Source organism: Salibacter halophilus, assembly GCF_008806325.1.
Classification (GTDB): domain Bacteria; phylum Bacteroidota; class Bacteroidia; order Flavobacteriales_G; family Salibacteraceae; genus Salibacter; species Salibacter halophilus.
The window spans coordinates 36,652-55,615 of the sequence record NZ_WACR01000010.1 but is presented as its reverse complement, the minus strand read 5'-3'; the positions used below and the strand labels follow the sequence as shown (position 1 = coordinate 55,615).

Genomic DNA, 18,964 nt, shown 5'->3' with positions numbered 1-18,964 from the left:
GCAGCTCCTTTTTTATTATCCATAAGCATATAGCATCTCTCAAACTTTAATTTTGAATTGTCTGGTTTTTAGTAAACCATCTCCCATTACCAATTCATTAACTTTTCAAAAAGCGGTCAAAATTTTTCATAACAGATCGAAAATTGAACGTACTTTTGCCGGCAGAAACACAATTTTATGCGTTTTATACTCCTTATTACCGGGCTGCTATCCCTTCAAACACTTCGCAGCCAGGAGGACATAAAGGTCCTCACGTACAACCTCATGTTGTATCGTTCAACGATAGGTCAGTGCGATTACAGCAACAATGATCCCGCTCAAAAAGAAGACAACCTCAAAACCGTTATTCAATACGCAAATCCCGATGTTGTTGTATTTCAGGAAATCGGGAACAGTCAGGGGAATATCCTCGATCTTTTGGATAATTCTCTCAACACAGACGGAGAAACGAAATACACTTACACCACTTATGCAGGCAGCTCAAGCCTCATCAATCACTGCTTTTTCAACGAAAACAAAATAGGTTACATCGGTCACAACAGCATTGAGCGCGGCATCAACAACGAGTACATCGTTCGCCTCATCGATGCTTACCGCTTTTACTACAAAGACCCTTCTCTCGCTTCGGGAGCCGACACGACTTACTTCACGGTATTCGCAGCGCACTTCAAAGCAGGTCAGGGTGGTCAGAACCCTGATGACCGTCACGTTGCTGCTGAAGCCATCATGGAATATGTTCGCGACAACGATCTTCAAAACTTTATGCTCGCGGGCGATCTCAATCTTTATGCTGCATCAGAACCCGCTTATCAGGAACTGACAGATTTCTACGATGCCTCGTACAACTTCAATGACCCAACGGGAATTGAAGGGTCCTGGCACAACAGCAGCAGTGGCAACTTCAAGCTCGTTCACAGTCAGAGCACACATACCGGCTCTGATCCGTGTTTTTCAGGTGGCGGACTGGATGACCGCTTCGATTTCATCTTGCTCAGCAACTCGATAATGGATAATTCAAATTACCTGGAATACGATAGCTATTCTTACCGGGTAATCGGGCAGGATGGCAACCGATTCAACTCTAATGTTGTAACGCCCAGCAATGCTGATGTAAGCCTCAATGTGGCAAACGCACTTTACCGCGTAAGCGATCACCTGCCGGTTGTCGTGAATCTCAAAGCATATTCGAGAAACCCAAGTTCTACTCATGAACCAGAGTTCAATAAAAACCTCATTAAAATTCAGAACCCTGTTCGCAACAAGGCTCTGATCATTAGAAGCAGTTACAACCGACAAACAACGGCTACGCTTTACGACTTAACGGGCCGCAAAATACAGGACATTCATATTATTCCCGGAGTGAATAACATTCAGCTCGACTCAAAAACTAAAAAAGGTAACTATATATTGAAAATCAACAAAAAGGAATCAACTCCTTTCCGTATAGTTATAATTTAATCTTAACCTAACAATCAGGGAAATATTCAAAGGTAATTTTGCCGCGAAATGAAAAAGATAATTGTATCATTTTTTATTCTGGGGCTGTCGCTTAGCGGCTGGTCTCAATCGTTTGACGAAAAGGTAACCTCTTCATCAAGAGTGAGGCTAAATGTTACGAATGTAGGAACATTCGGAAACGCTTTCAGAGGATATCGCGATGGCTCAGGTACCCCTTCCTGCGAGTACCCTGCAGGCTCAGGAATTGAGCACCTTTTCGAATCCGGAATATGGATTGCAGCTAATCCCGATCAGGTTTCTACTGCAGCTTATGATGCGCCAAGTGGTTATGCTACAGGCGGACAAGGCTTTGAGATGACAGTTCCTGTCGGATCGGTTCTGAACGAAAAATCAACGCTTTTTGACAGTCCTAATTATGCGACAAATGCTATTTCACAACAGGATTTCATCGCAGATTTCACCGATAGCAATGTTGTGGTTCCCGGAACGAACACACCTATTTCAGATCACAACGATCCATTGAATATTGGTGTTCACATGGAAGCTTACAACTGGAATTACGCTTTTAGTGACTTTTTCGTGATTGTAAGTTTCGATATTGTAAATTACTCAAACCGCACTTACGACTCTATGTACGTTGGCCTGTGGTCAAATACTGTTGTCCGAAATGTGAATGTTACTCCGGCAGGATCAGGTGGATCTGCTTTTTACTCTCAAGGAGGAAACGGATACTCCGATTCGCTGAATATGGCTTATTGCTGGGATGTTGCAGGTGATGTTGGTTTCACGGAAAGTTACATCGGTCAAAAATTCCTCGGTGCCGATTACAACGGGGCATTCTACAATCCGCAAAACACACCGGGCTTTAATGTTCATTATAACACCTGGCAATTCAACTCGGGATCGGCAACATTGGCGTTCCCTACAAGTGAAAATGCGCGCTTCCAAAAAATGACACGTGGACTCAATTACGAGCAAAACTGGGATCAAATCCAAAACGACATCAGTCAGCCTGGTAACCGTTCAGATCTCGTGAGTGCAGGACCCTTTTACAACTACCAGCCCGGTGATACGATCAGCTTAGCTTTTGCTTTCATCATGGGGCAAAAGAAGGAAGACGGAAATCCGAACAGTGCGAATACACTTGCTCAACGCGAAATTTTCTACCGCAATGCAGATTGGGCACAAACAGCATACCTCGGTGAAGACGCAAACGGAGATGGAATCTTGACTCCTGATGAAGATCTCGATGGTGATAACAAGATCGATCGCTATATCCTTCCTACTCCACCCGATATCCCAAAAACAAAAGTCATTGCTGAAGGTGATAGTATTCAGCTCTACTGGGGTGATAATGCCGAGTCATCAGTAGATCCTATTTCATTGGAACAGGATTTTGAAGGCTACCGCGTTTACCTTTCTAAACTCGGTTTTGATGTTGTGGGAACATCAGATCTCGACTTTGAAGAAGAACTCTTCAAAATTGCCGAGTACGACCTCGATGATAACGGGATAGCTTACGACATAGGCCTCAACAGCGTTAGGCTTGAAGAGCCTTACACCTTTGAAGGCGAAACTTATTACTACAAGTACACAATCAATGATGTACAACCGGGCTGGCAATACGCAGTTGCGGTGACATCATTTGACCGTGGCGAACCCGAAAATAATTTGGAGTCACTGGAGAGTTCACCGGCTTCAAACCTCAAACGCGTATTTACCGGAACTCCGGTAAACGATGATCCCGACAGCGAAGAGCCTTTTGCTTATCCAAATCCGTATTACAGCGGTGCAGCCTGGGAGGGAACCAGTAACTTCCAGGAAGAAAGTAGAAAAATGTATTTCGCCAATTTACCGGCAGAATGTGTAATTCGGGTATTTACCCCGGCTGGTGATTTGATTGACGAAATTCGCCACGACCAGGACTACAATGGATCAGACATAAGATGGTTCCAGACTTTTGGAGCTGAAGATCCAGACGAAAACGTTTTCTCAGGTGGTATTCACGCCTGGGATTTACTCTCCCAAAACAACCAAATTATATCGAGAGGACTCTACCTCTTTACGGTTGAAGATTTGGGAACCGGAAAAATTCACAAAGGCAAATTCATGGTTATTAAATAATGCAAACAAATATGAAACAATTACTACTCAGCGCAGCAGCATTTTTGGGACTTGCAACAGCGCAGGCCCAGTTTGACACGGTTAGCGTGTACGACATCCAGTACGTTGACCAGAGCAGCTTACAAAGCTGCAACGACACGAGCTCATACCTCGGTGATACCGTAACCGTTGCCGGTTATGTTGTTACTCCGGGTGGATACTCAGAATTAGCATCTGGCAGCTCTCCAACAGGCCAACGTCCACTTTTAAACATCGTGGACACGATGAATCAGGGAGCTGGCGGCCCATTCCATGGCGTTCAAATTCATGGTTACTGGGAAGATGAAAATAATAATACTATTACTGCTAGTACGCTTAATAATATTCCAGCAAATCAACTTGTTTATATTACCGGCATAGTTGATGCTTACGACAATGAAACTCAGATTTATCCTTTAACAAACACTCAAACACATATTGTTGTTCCTGGTATTTCTGTAAACGAAATCAATCCGGTTAGTATTAACCTTTCAGATCTTCAGGATGGAAATGGGAACAATCAAATTGAAACTGGAGAGCAATGGGAAGGATCTTATGTTGAGCTTACTAATTTGACAGTTGTAACTGATGAATCATATACATCAAGTGGAGATACCAGAAACCAATATATTGTCCAAGACCAAAGTGGAAATCTAATTTGGATCTATGACAAGTTTTTAGGAATGAAAAATAGCAATTGGTCCACTTACAATCCAAATTCACCAGTAGCTAACGGTTCTTTTACACCTCTCCAACCTGGCCAGGTATTAGATACGTTAAGAGGAATTATTGACCATAATTCTAATGGATGCTTTGGACCAGAAGACTTTTCAGGTGGCTACAGAATATCACCAGTTTATAATTCCGACATTGTTCGTGGTATTTCTCCAGCTATTATAACTAATGTTGAGAAAGATGTAGCCATTCCAACTTCTTCAGATGACGTAACAATTTCAGCTGACATTGTTGACCCTGATGGATCTGTTGTAAACACTACGCTTTATTACTCAACAAACCTCAATGCAGGCTCTGTTAATTTCACGTCAGTAAATATGAGCAATACAAGTGCTGATACTTATGAAGCTACTATTCCTGCTCAGGGAGATGGCACAACAGTAGGTTATTACATCGAAGCAGAGGACAATGACGGAAACATGTCTTATTTCCCAATCACAAATGCCGGACAACAACAAAATGTTGAATTCTACACGGTTCGTGATAATGGACTTTCAATTTACGATCTTCAATATATTCCATATCCAAACCAAAACGATGCTTCCAGCTTTGTAGGTGAAGAAGTGACTGTAACAGGTGTCGTAACTGCTTCTTTAAAGGATTACGACCTTGGATATGTTTATATTCAGGACCAAAACGCAAGTGAGTTTGGTGGCATTATGCTTGTTGGAGCTCTTCAACTGGCAGAACTCCAACGTCATAATATCGTGACTGTAACCGGAACTGTACAGGAAACCGGCCAGGAAGTAACTCAACTAAATGTTTCAGATATTGTATCAATTGACTCCACAACGCTCGATACAATTTCACCAATCGTTCTCGATCCAGCTGACACAGCATCTAAAGCCAACAGAGGCTGGGAAAAATACGAAGGAATGTTGGTTGAGTACAGTTCTATTAACAACAGAATTCATGTTACTGACGACTTTTATGATTATTATGGATCATGGATGGTATCCTCGATTGATCAAGCTCCAAATGATCAGTCTTCACTGGTAATGTCAGGTATTGAAGCAGAACAAAACTTCTCATCACTTTATGTTTCTGTTGTTACGCAAGACACAGTTCAACAAAGTATCTTAGAAGTAGATCACATATTAACTGACACAACTCAATCAATGGATGCTATTCGCGGTGTTATGACTTCGAGATATGAAGACTATAAGCTCACTCCACGTAACAACGATGATATTATCGGGTTTAGCGTTCCTTTGGATTCTGCACAACTTGAAGATACTCAATTACCAACTGGTCTTGCTGTAATCAACGGAAACACTGTTGAAACGGCTCTTTATCCAAATCCTGCGAGCAACAGATTGAACGTTCGCGTAAAAGGTGCTCAGGATCTTACAACAGTTGAACTTTACGACCTGAGCGGTCGCAATGTAAAAACAGTTCGCGTGAATAACGGTCAGAACCAAATTGACATTGCTAACCTACAGGCTGGCGTTTACCTCGCAGTTATCAAAACTGAGGGTGTAAAAGTTCAAACTGAAAAGATCATTATTCAATAACCATATTTTATAAAACGTCTGCTGTTGAGTCAATCAATGGCAGACGTTTTCTTTTAATCCTTTTAAGAAACGCATTCAAATCAACTGATCGTTTCGTGTATAGATTTTAAGCTGATGAACAAAGTCTATCTTCAAATACTATCAATCGTGGTTCTTGCCTTTCTTTCTTCCTGTGAAAAAACAGGAGACAGAAATGAAAATAAGTATCCCGAGACAAAAATCGCTTTTGAGTCGATTGATCTCAGCGGTGATGATCGCCTCAGCAGCAGTGTTAGACTGAGTTGGTTCGGAACCGATTCCGATGGCTACATCACAGGATTTGAAATTTCAATTGATGATGGCGAATGGCAGTACACGAACGCCCAGGATAGCACTTTCAAGTTCAGCATTCCAGCCGGGAGTGACTCAGCCGACATAGAATTTGCCGTACGCGCAATCGACAATGATGACAATATCGATCAGAGTCCTGCTATACTTTCGGTTCCAATCAAAAACAGTACTCCAATAGCGACCATCGACAACAGCACCATCAAAGGTGACAGCACATTAGTTGTTCTTTCTTTCGATTGGGAAGGAACAGACCCGGATGGTTTCGAAACACTCGAAAAAGCTTATATCAAAGCAAATAACGGCTCGTGGTCAGAACTCGACTTCAGCCAGGGAACAAACCTCATTTCTGTTGTTCCCTCCCAACCTGATCAACAAGGACAACAATCTGCTGATATTTACATCGGCCAGGAAGATTCACCAAATGCCACAATTGATGGCTTTATCAACGGTGACTCAAACACATTTTACATCAAAGTAGCTGATATTGCAGGAAAGGAAAGTGAACCTGATACTTCGAATACAGTATTCTTCCGCGACATCAACTCTGATTTATTGATGGTTACCGGTCAGCCGGAAACCGTTACTGATCAATACCGCTCTATCCTCAACAATGTTTACCCGAATTACAACATTTACAATATCAGTCAGAACACGAGACTACCGCGTTATTTCAACCCAACATTTAAGTTGCTTATCCAACAATTTGATAAGGTATTCTTCAATACGGATTCGCAAATTTTCACTAATCTGAACAACCAACAGGAAGGACTGCTTTTAAATTTTGCCACTCCTTCTCTACTCGAGTTTACGAATGACGGAGGAAAACTATTCATCACGACTTCATTCACCAGTGGACAAGATCTCAGCGCAATTGCCGGAGTTCTTCCATTTGAGGAGCTTTCAACCGGTCCGGGAAGTGCTGATCTCTATCCAGACAGTACCGTGTACTCGAATGACAGCAACTATCCAAATCTCAAATCAGGATCAGTTGTATTCAGTATGGATCCGGTAGTTCCCACTGCCGATGCAGAGCCGTTTTACTTCGCCAATTTTAATAACTACCAAAATTGGAGCGACAACGTAATCGGAATAAAAAGAACAGGCGCAAATAACAACGTCAACCAAATACTTTTCGCTGTTGAACTCTACACGTTGAGCGGTAACCAACAAAATTTGGAAAACCTATTTGACACAATACTGAATGATGAATTTGACTGGTAAACACATCATCGCGACCCTCGGCTTGTTGCTTTCGGTTCTGACCGTAACAGCTCAGGGAAAACTAAAAGGAACCCTCACAGATAGTGAAACGGGACAGCCACTGATTGGTGCCACCGTGCAAATTGTGGGGACTTATAAAGGGACATCGGCTGATGTTGACGGCAAATACGAGATTAAAGATATCAAGCCGGGTGACTACTCGATCAAGATATCGTTCATCGGTTTTGCGGCTAAGGTTTTCAACGGGATAACGATTAAAGATGGTGAAACCACTAAATTGGATGCATCGCTTGAACCGCGCTCACAAACGCTTCAGGAGGTAACAATTGTTGGTGAAGCAAACCTCGTTGACCTCGAATCTGGAAAATCTGAAGTGAGCATCGGGCAGGACGACATCGAGGAGATGAACGTTCGCGATGTCAAGGAAGTTGTGAGTATGCAGGCCGGTGTCAACACAACAACTGATGGTATTCAGATCCGAGGTGGTCGTGTTTACGAAACCGAATATTTGATCGATGGAATCTCAGCTCAGGATCCGCTGGCAGGTAGTGGTTCGGGTGCAGATGTATCAGCAAATGCAGCGGCTGATGTAACAGTAATTACCGGTGGCCAGGGAGCTGAGTTTGGCGGTAGTTCGGCTGGGGTTATCTCAACGAAAATTCGCGAAGGTGGTGACAAGTTCCAAATTGGTGGTAGCTGGCAACGCGACAACCTCGGCTTTGATAAAGACAATGCTTACTCCTGGAATACTGATATCATCGAGCTCAACATGGGCGGACCAGTTCCCGGAACAAAAAAGAAGGTGAAGTTCTTTACAGCCATTCAGTCGATCATGAGTGACAACTACTTTGGGCCGACTGCCAATCAACTCGAAAGTAGTATCCTAAGAACGAATTACAATCGATCAGGAAATGACTGGCTGAATGATAATGTTATTGATCCCTTGAACCAGGGAAAATTTTGGGCTCCCCGTCAACGCAACAACTGGTCGCACACGCTCAAGTTATCGTGGCAAATAAAAGAAGGGACGAGACTTTCACTCACCAATCAGCACAGCCTCAACATCAACCAAAATACAAGAACACTTCAAATTGTGGGGTTTGATGCGATTCTCCTTCCCGGTTTTCAATTCCGCAGAAGTTTAAACCTCGACAATGCCACAACCTACACGCACCACTCAAACCTAACGGCTCTGAACTTTAACCACTTTTTAAATGATAAGTGGAACCTTGACGTTTCTGTTGGCCGACTCTTTACAAACCTGAGAGCAGACGCAAACGGTCGCCCATTCAGAACCGAAACTGTTGATCAAATTCTCGATGAGCAATCGATTATTACTGATCCAGTTCAACTCTACAATCCGGGCGATGAAATCGTTTATACAATTCCATCACCGTGGTTGATCAATAACGGAGGTATTTCTTCATTATGGCACGATCACTACGCACAGGAATACACACTCAAATACAAGTTCCGTTTTTACCCGAACAGTAAAATTCACAAGATCACATTTGGCCACGAACACAAGTTCACAGGATACCAGTGGGTTGATGTTACGCGTCCGTGGGTTGGAGCTCCAATCAGGATCGATGAGAACACAACAACACCTAACAGAAGTATCGGGAGTTCATTCGATATTTGGAGTGTAAACGCCATGAACGGAGGTCTCTTCGCTCAGGATGTCATCACTTACAAAGGAATTATCGCTACACTCGGTATGCGACTCAATTATTGGGCACCGGGTAAATTCGCTGATGATGCAGTAGAGAATCCTAATTCTCCTGTTGTCGATCAGGTTCGTCAGAATTATGAAGAAGAAACATTTGGTTTGTTTGGTCAACGCTGGAAAGCGAGATTGTTACCACGTATCAACGTTTCTTTCCCGGTTACAGAAAACAACGTGCTCTATTTCAACTACAGCCACTCGATGCGCTTACCTCACCCACGATTTGTTTATCAGGGATTAGACCCTGACTTCCAGGACCGCTCATTCCTGAGCAACCTCGGAAACCCGAATATCAATCCTGAGGTGAACGTTTCTTATGAAGTTGGGATGAAGTCTCAGCTCACGAAAGATCTAGCTTTCACGCTTTCAGCATTTAACAACAACCGTTTTGATTACATCGTATCGAGACGAGTTTTGGTAGAAGATCAAACTGGTCGCCCGGTTAGTAAGCAGATGTATATCAACCAGGATTACGCCAAAATACAAGGTGTTGAGCTCGGTGTTTTCCTCCGTATTGGCGAGCATTTCAAAGCATTTGCTAACGGAACCTATCAGGTTGCTCGTGGTAAATCGAACTCTGCTCGTGAGGCCGGACTTCAAATTGAGCAAAATGGTGAAGTCGAGTTAACCCGCGAACAATACCTCGCATTTGATCGCCCGTGGAACTTCAACGGAGGAGTTACATTCTCACCGGATAGCACACTCAAACTTTGGGGATACAGTCTTGGCGGATGGAGAGTTTTCCTCAAGCAGAGTTACCGCAGCGGCTATCGCTACACACCCGTTGAACAAGTGGGAACAAATGACCTAGGCCGCCCGATTTACGCACCGGATAACGACCGTTACCTGCAGGAAATCGGAACACCGTGGATCAGCACAGACATCAAAGTTTCCAAAACTTTCTACTTCAACGATAACAGCAAAACAGGCATTACACTCAGTATTGAATTGCGTAATGCACTCGATAACAAACGAGCTCAAATCGTGAACCCGGTAACCGGAACAGCTTATGAGCAGGGTGACCCTGTAACAAACAGCTACCGTGATCCGCGTTACTTAGGTCCGCAGGAAACTGGAGCTCTACCCAATAATCCCGCACGTTACCTACCTCCGCGTCAATTGTTGTACGGCATAAGCTTTAAATTCTAATGAAGAAATTTATAGTACATATCGCATTGATCATTATTTCAGCTCAGGCTTTCGGTCAGATCCTACCCAACTTTGGTGGGCAAAGAGCCGGCCTCTCAACACTGAGCTTTTTGAAAAATGATATGAATCCACGATCTGTTGCAATGGGCGGAGCTTCTGTTGCATTGCCGGGAGACATCATGTCGGTTTACACAAACCCCGCTTCAGTATCAGAAGTGAAAGATCTCTCATTTGGCGTTTCCAACTACTTCGTTGGAGCCGGAGCTAACCAGGGATTGGTAACAGCCATTATCCCGACAAAAAGCGCATCTTCATTTGGCATTACGGTCAACACGCTCAACTCAGGAGCGATGGAAGTGAGAACGGAATTTCAACCGATGGGAACCGGACAAAAAACCTACGCTAACAATTTAGCAGCCGGATTGACATACAGCAAAATTCTCAGTGATCAGTTTTCTTTTGGTGTAACCATGAAGTACATCTACGAGCAACTAGCAGAATATTACAATCACACTGCGGCAGTTGATGTGGGCTTCAAATACAACACCGATTTTAAAGATTTATCATTTGCCGTGATGATGCAAAACTTCAGTGGAAGTTCATCACTCAGTGGAGATGAACGAGAAGTTGATTTCAATAGATCAGGCATGAGCCTCGACAATTACACGGTTCCGAACGTGTTCAAATTAGGCGTTTCCATGAAGCCGGTTGAAGTTGGTAATCACGCGCTACTCACAACATTTGAATTGAACCACCCAAATGACAACGCTGAAAACTACCGAATTGGAGCTGAATACCAGTATTTAGATCTTTTACAGGTGAGAGCCGGATACAAGTTCAATGTGCTTGGTCAGCGCTTCCCGACTTTTGGAATTGGGATACGTCACAGCATAGGTGCTCACCCGATGCAAATCAACTACGCAGTAAACCCGACCAATTATCTTGGCGTACAACATGCTGTGAGCTTTGGTTTGTCGATCAATAAAATGGAAAGAAATTGATGATGAAAAAGATTGCACTTTATATAGCATCTGTATTTCTGCTCGTTTCGTGCAGTGATTATTTTGGTGATAAAACCGATCTCGATTTCATTGAACCGCCCGAGTTCGATGCTCGCCAGGCTGCTTATGTTCCCATTCAGCCGGCTCTGACCAATTTTGTTAAACCAGTTGATATCGTAGCAGGTTTCGATCAACTGATGTATGTTGTGGATGAAGGAAGTGAAGAAATTATTTCATTCGACTACTCGGGGCGTGAGTTGAGCAGGCTATCTGTTCCCGGTGTGACTGAGGTTGTTCAAGACCGCAGACTCAACCTGCTGGCACTTGGAAAAACAGATACAACGATTCAGGATTCCACTTACACTTTGCCTTGTATATATCGAATTGAACTGGGAGGAGCCGGGAACTACGGCTTGCAGTTTGGTCAGATCACCAACAAAATCGTACATCCGTTCTACTACAAGTCTGTCTTTTCAAAAAGTGATGCGATTGATGTGAAGTTTACCGGAATTGCGATCGCTGATGTAAACGAATTTTACGTTACGCGTACCGGCCCAAAAAACAACAACGAGTCATCCATCCTCCCTCCTGATGATGCTGTTTTGCGCTTCAATGAAGATGATGAATTTGTAACTCCGATCAACGTCACTACTTCTCAGGGACTTTTCAGGAATTACTTCAAACAACCTTCAAGCGTTACTTCACTGGTTCGTCCACCGCAAATTGAAGCTACTGCCAGTCGTGACTTCATGGTAACACTTGCAGACCCTAATGAAAGTGTGAAATTTCGCTTTATTCGCTACAATGAAAGTGCAAACGGAATTAGTTACACTCCGGCTTCAACATCGCGTGATACATCAAAAGCAAATAGTTTCATAACTGATGTGGACAAGTTTATCGATCCTACTGATGTTACAACTACAGGTGACGGTTCCAACTTCATATTCGTGACGGATGCCGGAACCGATTCGCTTTATCAATTTACGCGCGAAGGATATGAAGGTGTTCGCCCACCTCCGGGTTCAAATGAAACAAAGTACATCAAAACATCCTTTGGCGGAACAGGAAATGCTCCAACTGAATTCAACAACCCGATGGGAGTCGCATATGCTGACGAGATCCTCTACGTAGCTGATGCCGACAACGGACGCGTTCTCCGTTTCAAGCTGACACTCGATTTCGATTAACCGAGAAAATTGATTACATATTCGTCAAAGACTTTCGGTTCTTCAGCGTGAAGCCAGTGTCCGGCTTTTTCAATGGTTTTAATTTCACTATTGGGAAAGCTAACTTTGAGTTCGTCAAGTTGATTATCCTTGATGTAATCTGACGCTCCACCGCGAATGAAAAGCGTTTTTCCCTGATAGCGTGAATCCATCACGGCATCGCCCATTCTTTCGATGTTGGCTTCAATAGCATCAACATTGAATCGCCAGCCAAATGTTTTGTCTTTCTTTCTGTGAAGACTTTTCATCAGGAATTGACGAATACCAACTACCTTGATGTACTCTGCTAAAAATTCATCAGCTTCTGTCCGTTTTTCAATTTTATCGAGCGGAACGTTGCGCAAACTTTTAAGAATAAGTTCGTGGTGAACCGGATAAGACATGGGGGAAATATCAGCCACAATGAGTTTCTTCACGCGGTAAGCATAATTCTGTGCGAATTTCATCACAATTTTTCCGCCCATTGAGTGGCCAAGTAAATGCGCCTCATTGATACTCTGGCTATCTAAAAACTCTTTGAGATCTTCCATCATCACCTCGTAATTCATTTCGTCACTCCACGGAGAGCGGCCATGATTACGAGCATCAACTAAATAGACTCTGTAACCCTGATCTTTAAAAAAACGAGCATGACTAGACCAGTTATCCAACATTCCCAATAATCCGTGAATGATGATAAGTGGTTCTCCTGAGTCTCCGTACTTTTTAAAATTCAATTCCATCTTTCAAAAAACGTATTAAGCCGATTGTAGTTTTCGCAAGTAAAGCTGGATCGTATTTTCCAATCCTATATAAAGAGCATCTGATATCAATGCATGCCCGATCGACACCTCATCGAGGTGCGGTACATTTTGAGCAAAGTATTCCAGGTTATCGAGATTGAGATCGTGACCCGCATTAATTCCGAGTCCGATTGAATGAGCCAGCTCAGCACTTTCAGCAAAAGGACTCACCGCTTGCTCACGGTTCTGACCGAAACCAACTGCATACGACTCAGTGTACAATTCAATCCTATCAGTTTTTGTTTCAGGAGCCGCTTCAATCATTTTGGCATCAGTCTCAATGAAGATACTCGCGCGAATGTTGTGCTCGTGCAACTCGGCAACAACGTCCTGCAAAAGCGTTTTGTGCTTAACTGTGTCCCAGCCGGCATTTGATGTGAGTACATCTGGCGGATCGGGGACAAGCGTAACCTGAGTAGGTTTAACTTCAGTCACTAAGTCCAAAAACTTGCGGGTTGGATATCCCTCGATGTTAAATTCTGTCTTTACATGTGGAGCAATTTCGCGAACATCGCTGTAACGAATATGACGTTCATCGGGACGTGGATGAACCGTGATTCCCTGAGCGCCAAAACGCTCGCAATCCATTGCTACCTGAAAAACATTGGGTATGTTGCCGCCTCGCGCATTGCGAATTGTGGCAACCTTATTGATATTTACACTTAATCGCGTCATTAAAAAGGCTAATTTTGGCTGTTGAGCGTTCAAAAGTAAAGCAATTCAAATCAACGAAAGTTCATGATAGCAAAAGAACTCATATCTGACGATGTACCTGAAATTTCACCGAGTGATAACGGGCAAAAAGCCAGCACGTTAATGGATGAATTTCGCATGACGCATCTTCCCGTGATTAATGGTCAGAACCAGCTTCTGGGAATGCTGAGCGAATCAGCACTTTTCGATGTTGACGACTGGGACGCTCCCGTAGAATCTTACAAATCGACTCTTGTCGATATTTCAGTGAAGGAAAACGACCACATTTTTACGGTAATCAAGCAGATGGGAGAAAGCAACAGTAGTTGCATAGCCGTTGTGAGCGAAAAGAAACAATTTATTGGCGCCATTTCCATTTACCATCTCATGAAAATCATCAGTCAGTTAGCGCTATTTCAAGATCATGGCGGAATCCTAGAGCTCGAAATGAATATCATCGATTATTCACTCTCTGAAATTGCCAATATCGTTGAGAGCAACAACGCTAAAATACTGGGTATGTACATCCGCAACCACCCTGACTCGCGAAAGATTCATGTGGCGTTAAAAATCAACAAATCAGATCTATCAGCCGTGGTGCAAACTTTTGAGCGATACGAATACACCATTGCAGCTAGATTTTACCAGAACAATGAAAATGACGATTTGCAAAACCGCTACGACAACCTCATGAATTACCTCAACATTTAGTAAGGCAGTATGCGTTTTTGGTTGCTAAATACACTTTTTGTTGTTCTGCTTTCTGTTTCGGTCAGAGCCCAGCAAAACCAATACCGCGTTACAGGTATCGAGGTCAATGGCAATGACGTGACGAAAAACGAGATCATTACGCGAGAGCTCACTTTTAAAGTTGGTGATACATTATCGCTGGAAAGAATGAGCTACAACATCGAGCGGTCAGAGAACAACATCTTTAACACCACACTTTTCAATTACGTCACCATTATCCCCGAGTTTGAGGACAACACAGTAGCTTTTTCCATTTTCGTTTTTGAGCGCTGGTACGTTTGGCCTTTTCCGCTCATTGAAAATGCCGATAGGAACTTTAATGTATGGTGGCAAAACAAGGATTTTGACCGGCTATCCTACGGAATGCGACTGGTGTGGAACAACTTTAGAGGCAGAAACGAAACCCTGGTTCTGACCGGTAAAGCAGGTTTCCAGGAGCGACTGAGTTTAGCTTATGGAATTCCTTATTTAGATCGCGAGAAAAAGTTCGGACTCAAATTGGAAGTTGGTTATTCCATGAACAAAGAAGTCAATTACGGGAGTAGCGAAAACAAGAGGCTTTTTTACAAGGAAATCGAAACACCACAAAGGCGAAATTCCTACGCGAATATGCGTTTTACCTGGCGAGATAAACTTTACACCCGTCAGCATTTCACGTTATTTTACGACCGCATTTCAGTGACCGATACACTGCAAGAGCTAGGTCAGCCGTTTGAACTCCTTACCGGTAACTCATCAAAATCTGAATTTTTCAGTTTTAGTTACGACATCAAGTTTGACAAAAGAGATTACATCAACTATCCGCTCGATGGATTGATGCTCCACGCCAATATCATGAAAAAAGGATTTGGCATTGTCAACGATGAAGGCCTCGATGTACTGACAGCAAGAATGGAAGCTCATCACCACCAACCAATTGGGGAACGCTTCACCTTATCGAACGGAATATATTCATATCTCAACTTCCTGGAAAACCCACCTTACATGCTTCAAAGCGGACTCGGTTACAACGATTTTGTACGCGGTTACGAACTCTACGTCATTGATGCACAGGATTATTTTTTATCGCGAAACAATATTAAATTCCACCTGCTCAAGCCCAAACTAAAGCGTATCGATTTCATTCCGCTGGAACAATTCAAAACCATACCTTTGGCTATCTACACCAACGCTTACATCGATGTGGGTTACGGATCTGAGCTTCGCTATCAAACGAATAATAACCTCGCCAACAAATGGCTTGTTGGTTACGGAGCCGGGCTCGATTTTGTAACTTATTACGATTTAATCGTAAGAACAGAATACTCATTTAATATTGAGGGACAAAGCGGCTTTTTCTTACATTTTGTAAAACCGATTTAATGAAAGCAGTTGCACTTTACGGAAAAACAGTCAACAGGGAACACATCGAGCAAATTGAGTTTTTGATCGACACGTTACTAGAATGGGATGTGAAAATTTTCATTTGCGCACCATTTCACGATGCCATTAAAGATCATTTCTCCACTGGTAATATTGATGTTTTTTCAAACAGTAAAGACATTCTCAATGAACTGGATGTTTTCATGAGCATTGGCGGAGACGGAACATTTTTAGAATCGGCCAGGCAAGTTGCAGGAAGCTCAGTTCCAATCATCGGGTTCAACACCGGTCGGCTAGGATTTTTATCACGCATTTCATCGTCAGATCTCAAAGAAGCTCTCGTTCAACTCAAAAACCGCGATTACGGAATTGAGCAACGAGCAATGCTACAGCTCAAAACTGAGGGCGATTTATTCGGCTCTGACAATTTCGCTCTCAATGAGTTTACCGTTCACAAGAACGATACATCATCCATGATCATCGTGAAAACCTGGCTCAATGATGAATACCTAAACACCTACTGGGCCGATGGATTGATAATCGCCACACCAACCGGCTCTACTGCTTACTCGATGAGTTGCGGTGGCCCCATTATTATGCCCGGTTCTGAAAACTTCATCATTACTCCGGTTGCTCCACACAATTTAAACGTGCGCCCCATTGTAATCCCTGATAATAGTCAGATCCGATTGAGCATTGAGGGAAGAATCAACAATTACATGGTAAGCCTGGACTCGCGAATTCACAAAATAGACCACAATACAGATCTCCATATCTCGCTCTTCCCTGAAAAACTGAACCTTATAACATTAAAAGATCACTCCTACCTCACAACACTACGCAACAAACTCAATTGGGGACTCGACAAAAGAAATTAACATTCCAACGTTAATATTTTTGTAGATTTGGCGCACCTTAAGCCTAACAGTGAACCAAAAGTACCTCATATCCCTTATGGTATTCGCGTTCCTGGCTGTAAACCTTTGTGCGCAAAATTCATGGCGCTATTACAAAAATGAGTTTATAGCAGGAGCCGGATATGCCGGTTGCCTCACCGACCTCGGTGGCGGAACAGGAGATGGCGGCTACGTGAAAGATATTGACTTTCAAACTATTCGCTATTCAGCTCAGGTCGGTTACAGACTTAGAACCAGCGACCGAACGGCTTTCAAAACAACCTTTTCTTTTCTACATGTTACCGGAAGTGATGAATTTTCAGGAAATGAAGGTCGCAGAAACAGAAACCTCAATTTTCGTTCAAATATCCTGGAGCTCAAAGCACAATTTGAATACTATATTGTCGAAGAACCACTCGGTAGATATAACGGTCCCGGGGTAACATACAGAGATGACAAAAGATTTGATTATTCGCTTTACCTTTTTGGTGGAATCGCTCCATTCTATTACAATCCACAGGGACAAATAAATGGTAGTTGGGTTGACCTCCGTCCACTCAAAACGGAAGGTCAGGGATTAGAAGGTGGTGCATCAGAATACGGTAGCATAGCGGTATCTTTCCCATTTGGAGTGGGTTTTAAATACCTAATCAACAGACAAATGAGTATTGGATTTGAAACTGGTGTGCGGTTCACCACTACTGATTATCTCGATGATGTGAGTACCACATATTACGACCAAAGTGAATTGAGAAGTGAAGTTGGGGCTCAATCTGCCCGCTTGGCCGATAGAAGGTTGAGTGACAGGAGGGGAAATAGCGGAGGTATTCGAGGCAACCCCGATAGAAACGACCTTTATTTTGCAGGCTTTTTCACGTTTAATTATAAATTAGCTAAAGATCAAAAACTACAACTCAATATTTTTAAACGGAAAAAAAGACCCAAATTCTAATTCATTTCAAATAAAATTTGCTGATTTACAAATAATAACTCTATATTTGTAGCACCTTACCTTTTAAACTCTTTTACAAACAACCATTATTATGAAGGCTAGAAACATTCTTCAGGCCTTCCTTCTATTCTTATTATTTGGTACAGTTTTAAATTCTTATGGTCAGCGCTGGAAGCGTTACAGGCATGAGTTCAGTCTTGGCGTTGGAGCGTCAAACTATCTCGGTGACCTGGGTGGAGCCACTACCGGAGACGGTACGCGCTTTGGCGATTTCCAGTTTGTTGTATCCAGGCCTTCGGTGAAAGGTTCCTACAAGTACAGAGCTCTTGAGCGTGTTGCTTTCAAAGGAAACCTCGCTTACGGCAGAATTTACGGATCTGATGAATACGCAGGAAACCCGGGGCGTGAAAACAGAAACCTAAACTTCCGTTCAGATGTGATTGAACTTTCTGTTCAGGGTGAATATTACTTCATCAAGGAAAAAGTTGGTCCTGTTTATCGCTTACCTGGATTGAGAGGTCAAACTCTCGAGAGCTTCTCAGGATATTTATTCGGTGGAATTGGAGCATTCTATTTTGATCCTCAGGGTCAGAACGCTGACAACGAATGGGTGAAACTTGCTCCATTGAACACTGAAGGTCAAGGCCTACCGGGCGGACCAGATGATTACTCACAAGTATCAATTGCATTCCCAATCGGTTTTGGGTTTAAATATGCAATCGATCGTCAGTGGTCAATCGGTCTCGAGTACGGTTTGCGCATGACAACAACTGATTACCTCGATGATGTGAGCGGAAAATATTACAATCCAGATGTACTAGCTGCAGAATATGGCCAAGAAGCCGTTGATATGGCAGATAAAAGATTGAGTAGCAACCCACCATCAGGATTAACCCGCGAACAGTACGGTACAAGAGGAAATCCTGACAGGTTAGATACTTATATGTTTGGCTTTTTAACATTAAGTTACAAAATGAAGTCAAAAGGACCTGGCAGAACTCGATTCTAAAAATAATTTTGTGGCTGT

General features: G+C 43.0%; 14 protein-coding genes. 12 read left to right on the top strand and 2 right to left on the bottom strand.

Translation table 11 applies throughout. From position 1 onward, the window contains the following. Positions 1-177: 177 nt before the first annotated feature. From F3059_RS11665 to F3059_RS11635, 7 genes are all read left to right on the top strand, one after another. Positions 178-1,458 carry a T9SS type A sorting domain-containing protein gene (locus F3059_RS11665; RefSeq protein WP_151169460.1) on the top strand — a complete coding sequence of 427 codons (1,281 nt, stop codon included), beginning with the start codon at positions 178-180 and terminating at the stop codon, positions 1,456-1,458. A 48-nt stretch (positions 1,459-1,506) separates the two neighbouring features. Continuing rightward, complete coding sequence (locus F3059_RS11660) at positions 1,507-3,582, top strand: hypothetical protein (protein ID WP_151169458.1); 2,076 nt, start codon at positions 1,507-1,509, stop codon at positions 3,580-3,582. An 11-nt stretch (positions 3,583-3,593) separates the two neighbouring features. Further along, complete coding sequence (locus F3059_RS11655) at positions 3,594-5,849, top strand: T9SS type A sorting domain-containing protein (protein WP_170265165.1); 2,256 nt, start codon at positions 3,594-3,596, stop codon at positions 5,847-5,849. Positions 5,850-5,963: 114 nt separating this feature from the next. Then, a complete protein-coding gene (locus tag F3059_RS11650) occupies positions 5,964-7,400 on the top strand; it encodes a hypothetical protein (protein WP_151169454.1) in 1,437 nt (478 codons plus the stop codon). After that, positions 7,381-10,275, top strand: coding sequence for a TonB-dependent receptor (locus tag F3059_RS11645; RefSeq protein ID WP_151169452.1), 2,895 nt, complete (start codon positions 7,381-7,383; stop codon positions 10,273-10,275). Before F3059_RS11650 ends, F3059_RS11645 begins: the two co-directional genes overlap by 20 nt. Continuing rightward, positions 10,275-11,276 (top strand): PorV/PorQ family protein, encoded by a 1,002-nt coding sequence (locus tag F3059_RS11640; RefSeq protein ID WP_151169450.1) that lies wholly within the window; start codon positions 10,275-10,277, stop codon positions 11,274-11,276. The genes F3059_RS11645 and F3059_RS11640 overlap by 1 nt, the downstream gene beginning before the upstream one ends. Then, positions 11,276-12,463 carry an NHL repeat-containing protein gene (locus F3059_RS11635; RefSeq protein WP_151169448.1) on the top strand — a complete coding sequence of 396 codons (1,188 nt, stop codon included), beginning with the start codon at positions 11,276-11,278 and terminating at the stop codon, positions 12,461-12,463. Before F3059_RS11640 ends, F3059_RS11635 begins: the two co-directional genes overlap by 1 nt. Here F3059_RS11635 and F3059_RS11630 read toward each other — a convergent pair. After that, positions 12,460-13,224, bottom strand: coding sequence for an alpha/beta fold hydrolase (locus F3059_RS11630; RefSeq protein WP_151169446.1), 765 nt, complete (start codon positions 13,222-13,224; stop codon positions 12,460-12,462). The genes F3059_RS11635 and F3059_RS11630 overlap by 4 nt on opposite strands. 15 nt (positions 13,225-13,239) lie before the next feature. Continuing rightward, positions 13,240-13,959, bottom strand: a complete 720-nt coding sequence (locus F3059_RS11625) for a pyridoxine 5'-phosphate synthase (protein WP_151169444.1) — start codon at positions 13,957-13,959, stop codon at positions 13,240-13,242. A 63-nt stretch (positions 13,960-14,022) separates the two neighbouring features. Here F3059_RS11625 and F3059_RS11620 point away from each other — a divergent pair, with 63 nt between their 5' ends. From F3059_RS11620 to F3059_RS11600, 5 genes are all read left to right on the top strand, one after another. After that, positions 14,023-14,688 (top strand): CBS domain-containing protein, encoded by a 666-nt coding sequence (locus F3059_RS11620; protein ID WP_151169442.1) that lies wholly within the window; start codon positions 14,023-14,025, stop codon positions 14,686-14,688. A gap of 9 nt (positions 14,689-14,697) precedes the next feature. Further along, positions 14,698-16,089 (top strand): POTRA domain-containing protein, encoded by a 1,392-nt coding sequence (locus F3059_RS11615; RefSeq protein ID WP_151169440.1) that lies wholly within the window; start codon positions 14,698-14,700, stop codon positions 16,087-16,089. Then, on the top strand, positions 16,089-16,967 hold the full coding sequence (locus F3059_RS11610) for an NAD kinase (protein ID WP_151169438.1): 879 nt from the start codon (positions 16,089-16,091) through the stop codon (positions 16,965-16,967). Before F3059_RS11615 ends, F3059_RS11610 begins: the two co-directional genes overlap by 1 nt. A gap of 76 nt (positions 16,968-17,043) precedes the next feature. Continuing rightward, positions 17,044-17,937, top strand: a complete 894-nt coding sequence (locus tag F3059_RS11605) for a DUF6089 family protein (RefSeq protein ID WP_151169436.1) — start codon at positions 17,044-17,046, stop codon at positions 17,935-17,937. A 91-nt stretch (positions 17,938-18,028) separates the two neighbouring features. Continuing rightward, complete coding sequence (locus F3059_RS11600; RefSeq protein ID WP_151169434.1) at positions 18,029-18,946, top strand: DUF6089 family protein; 918 nt, start codon at positions 18,029-18,031, stop codon at positions 18,944-18,946. Positions 18,947-18,964: the final 18 nt, after the last annotated feature.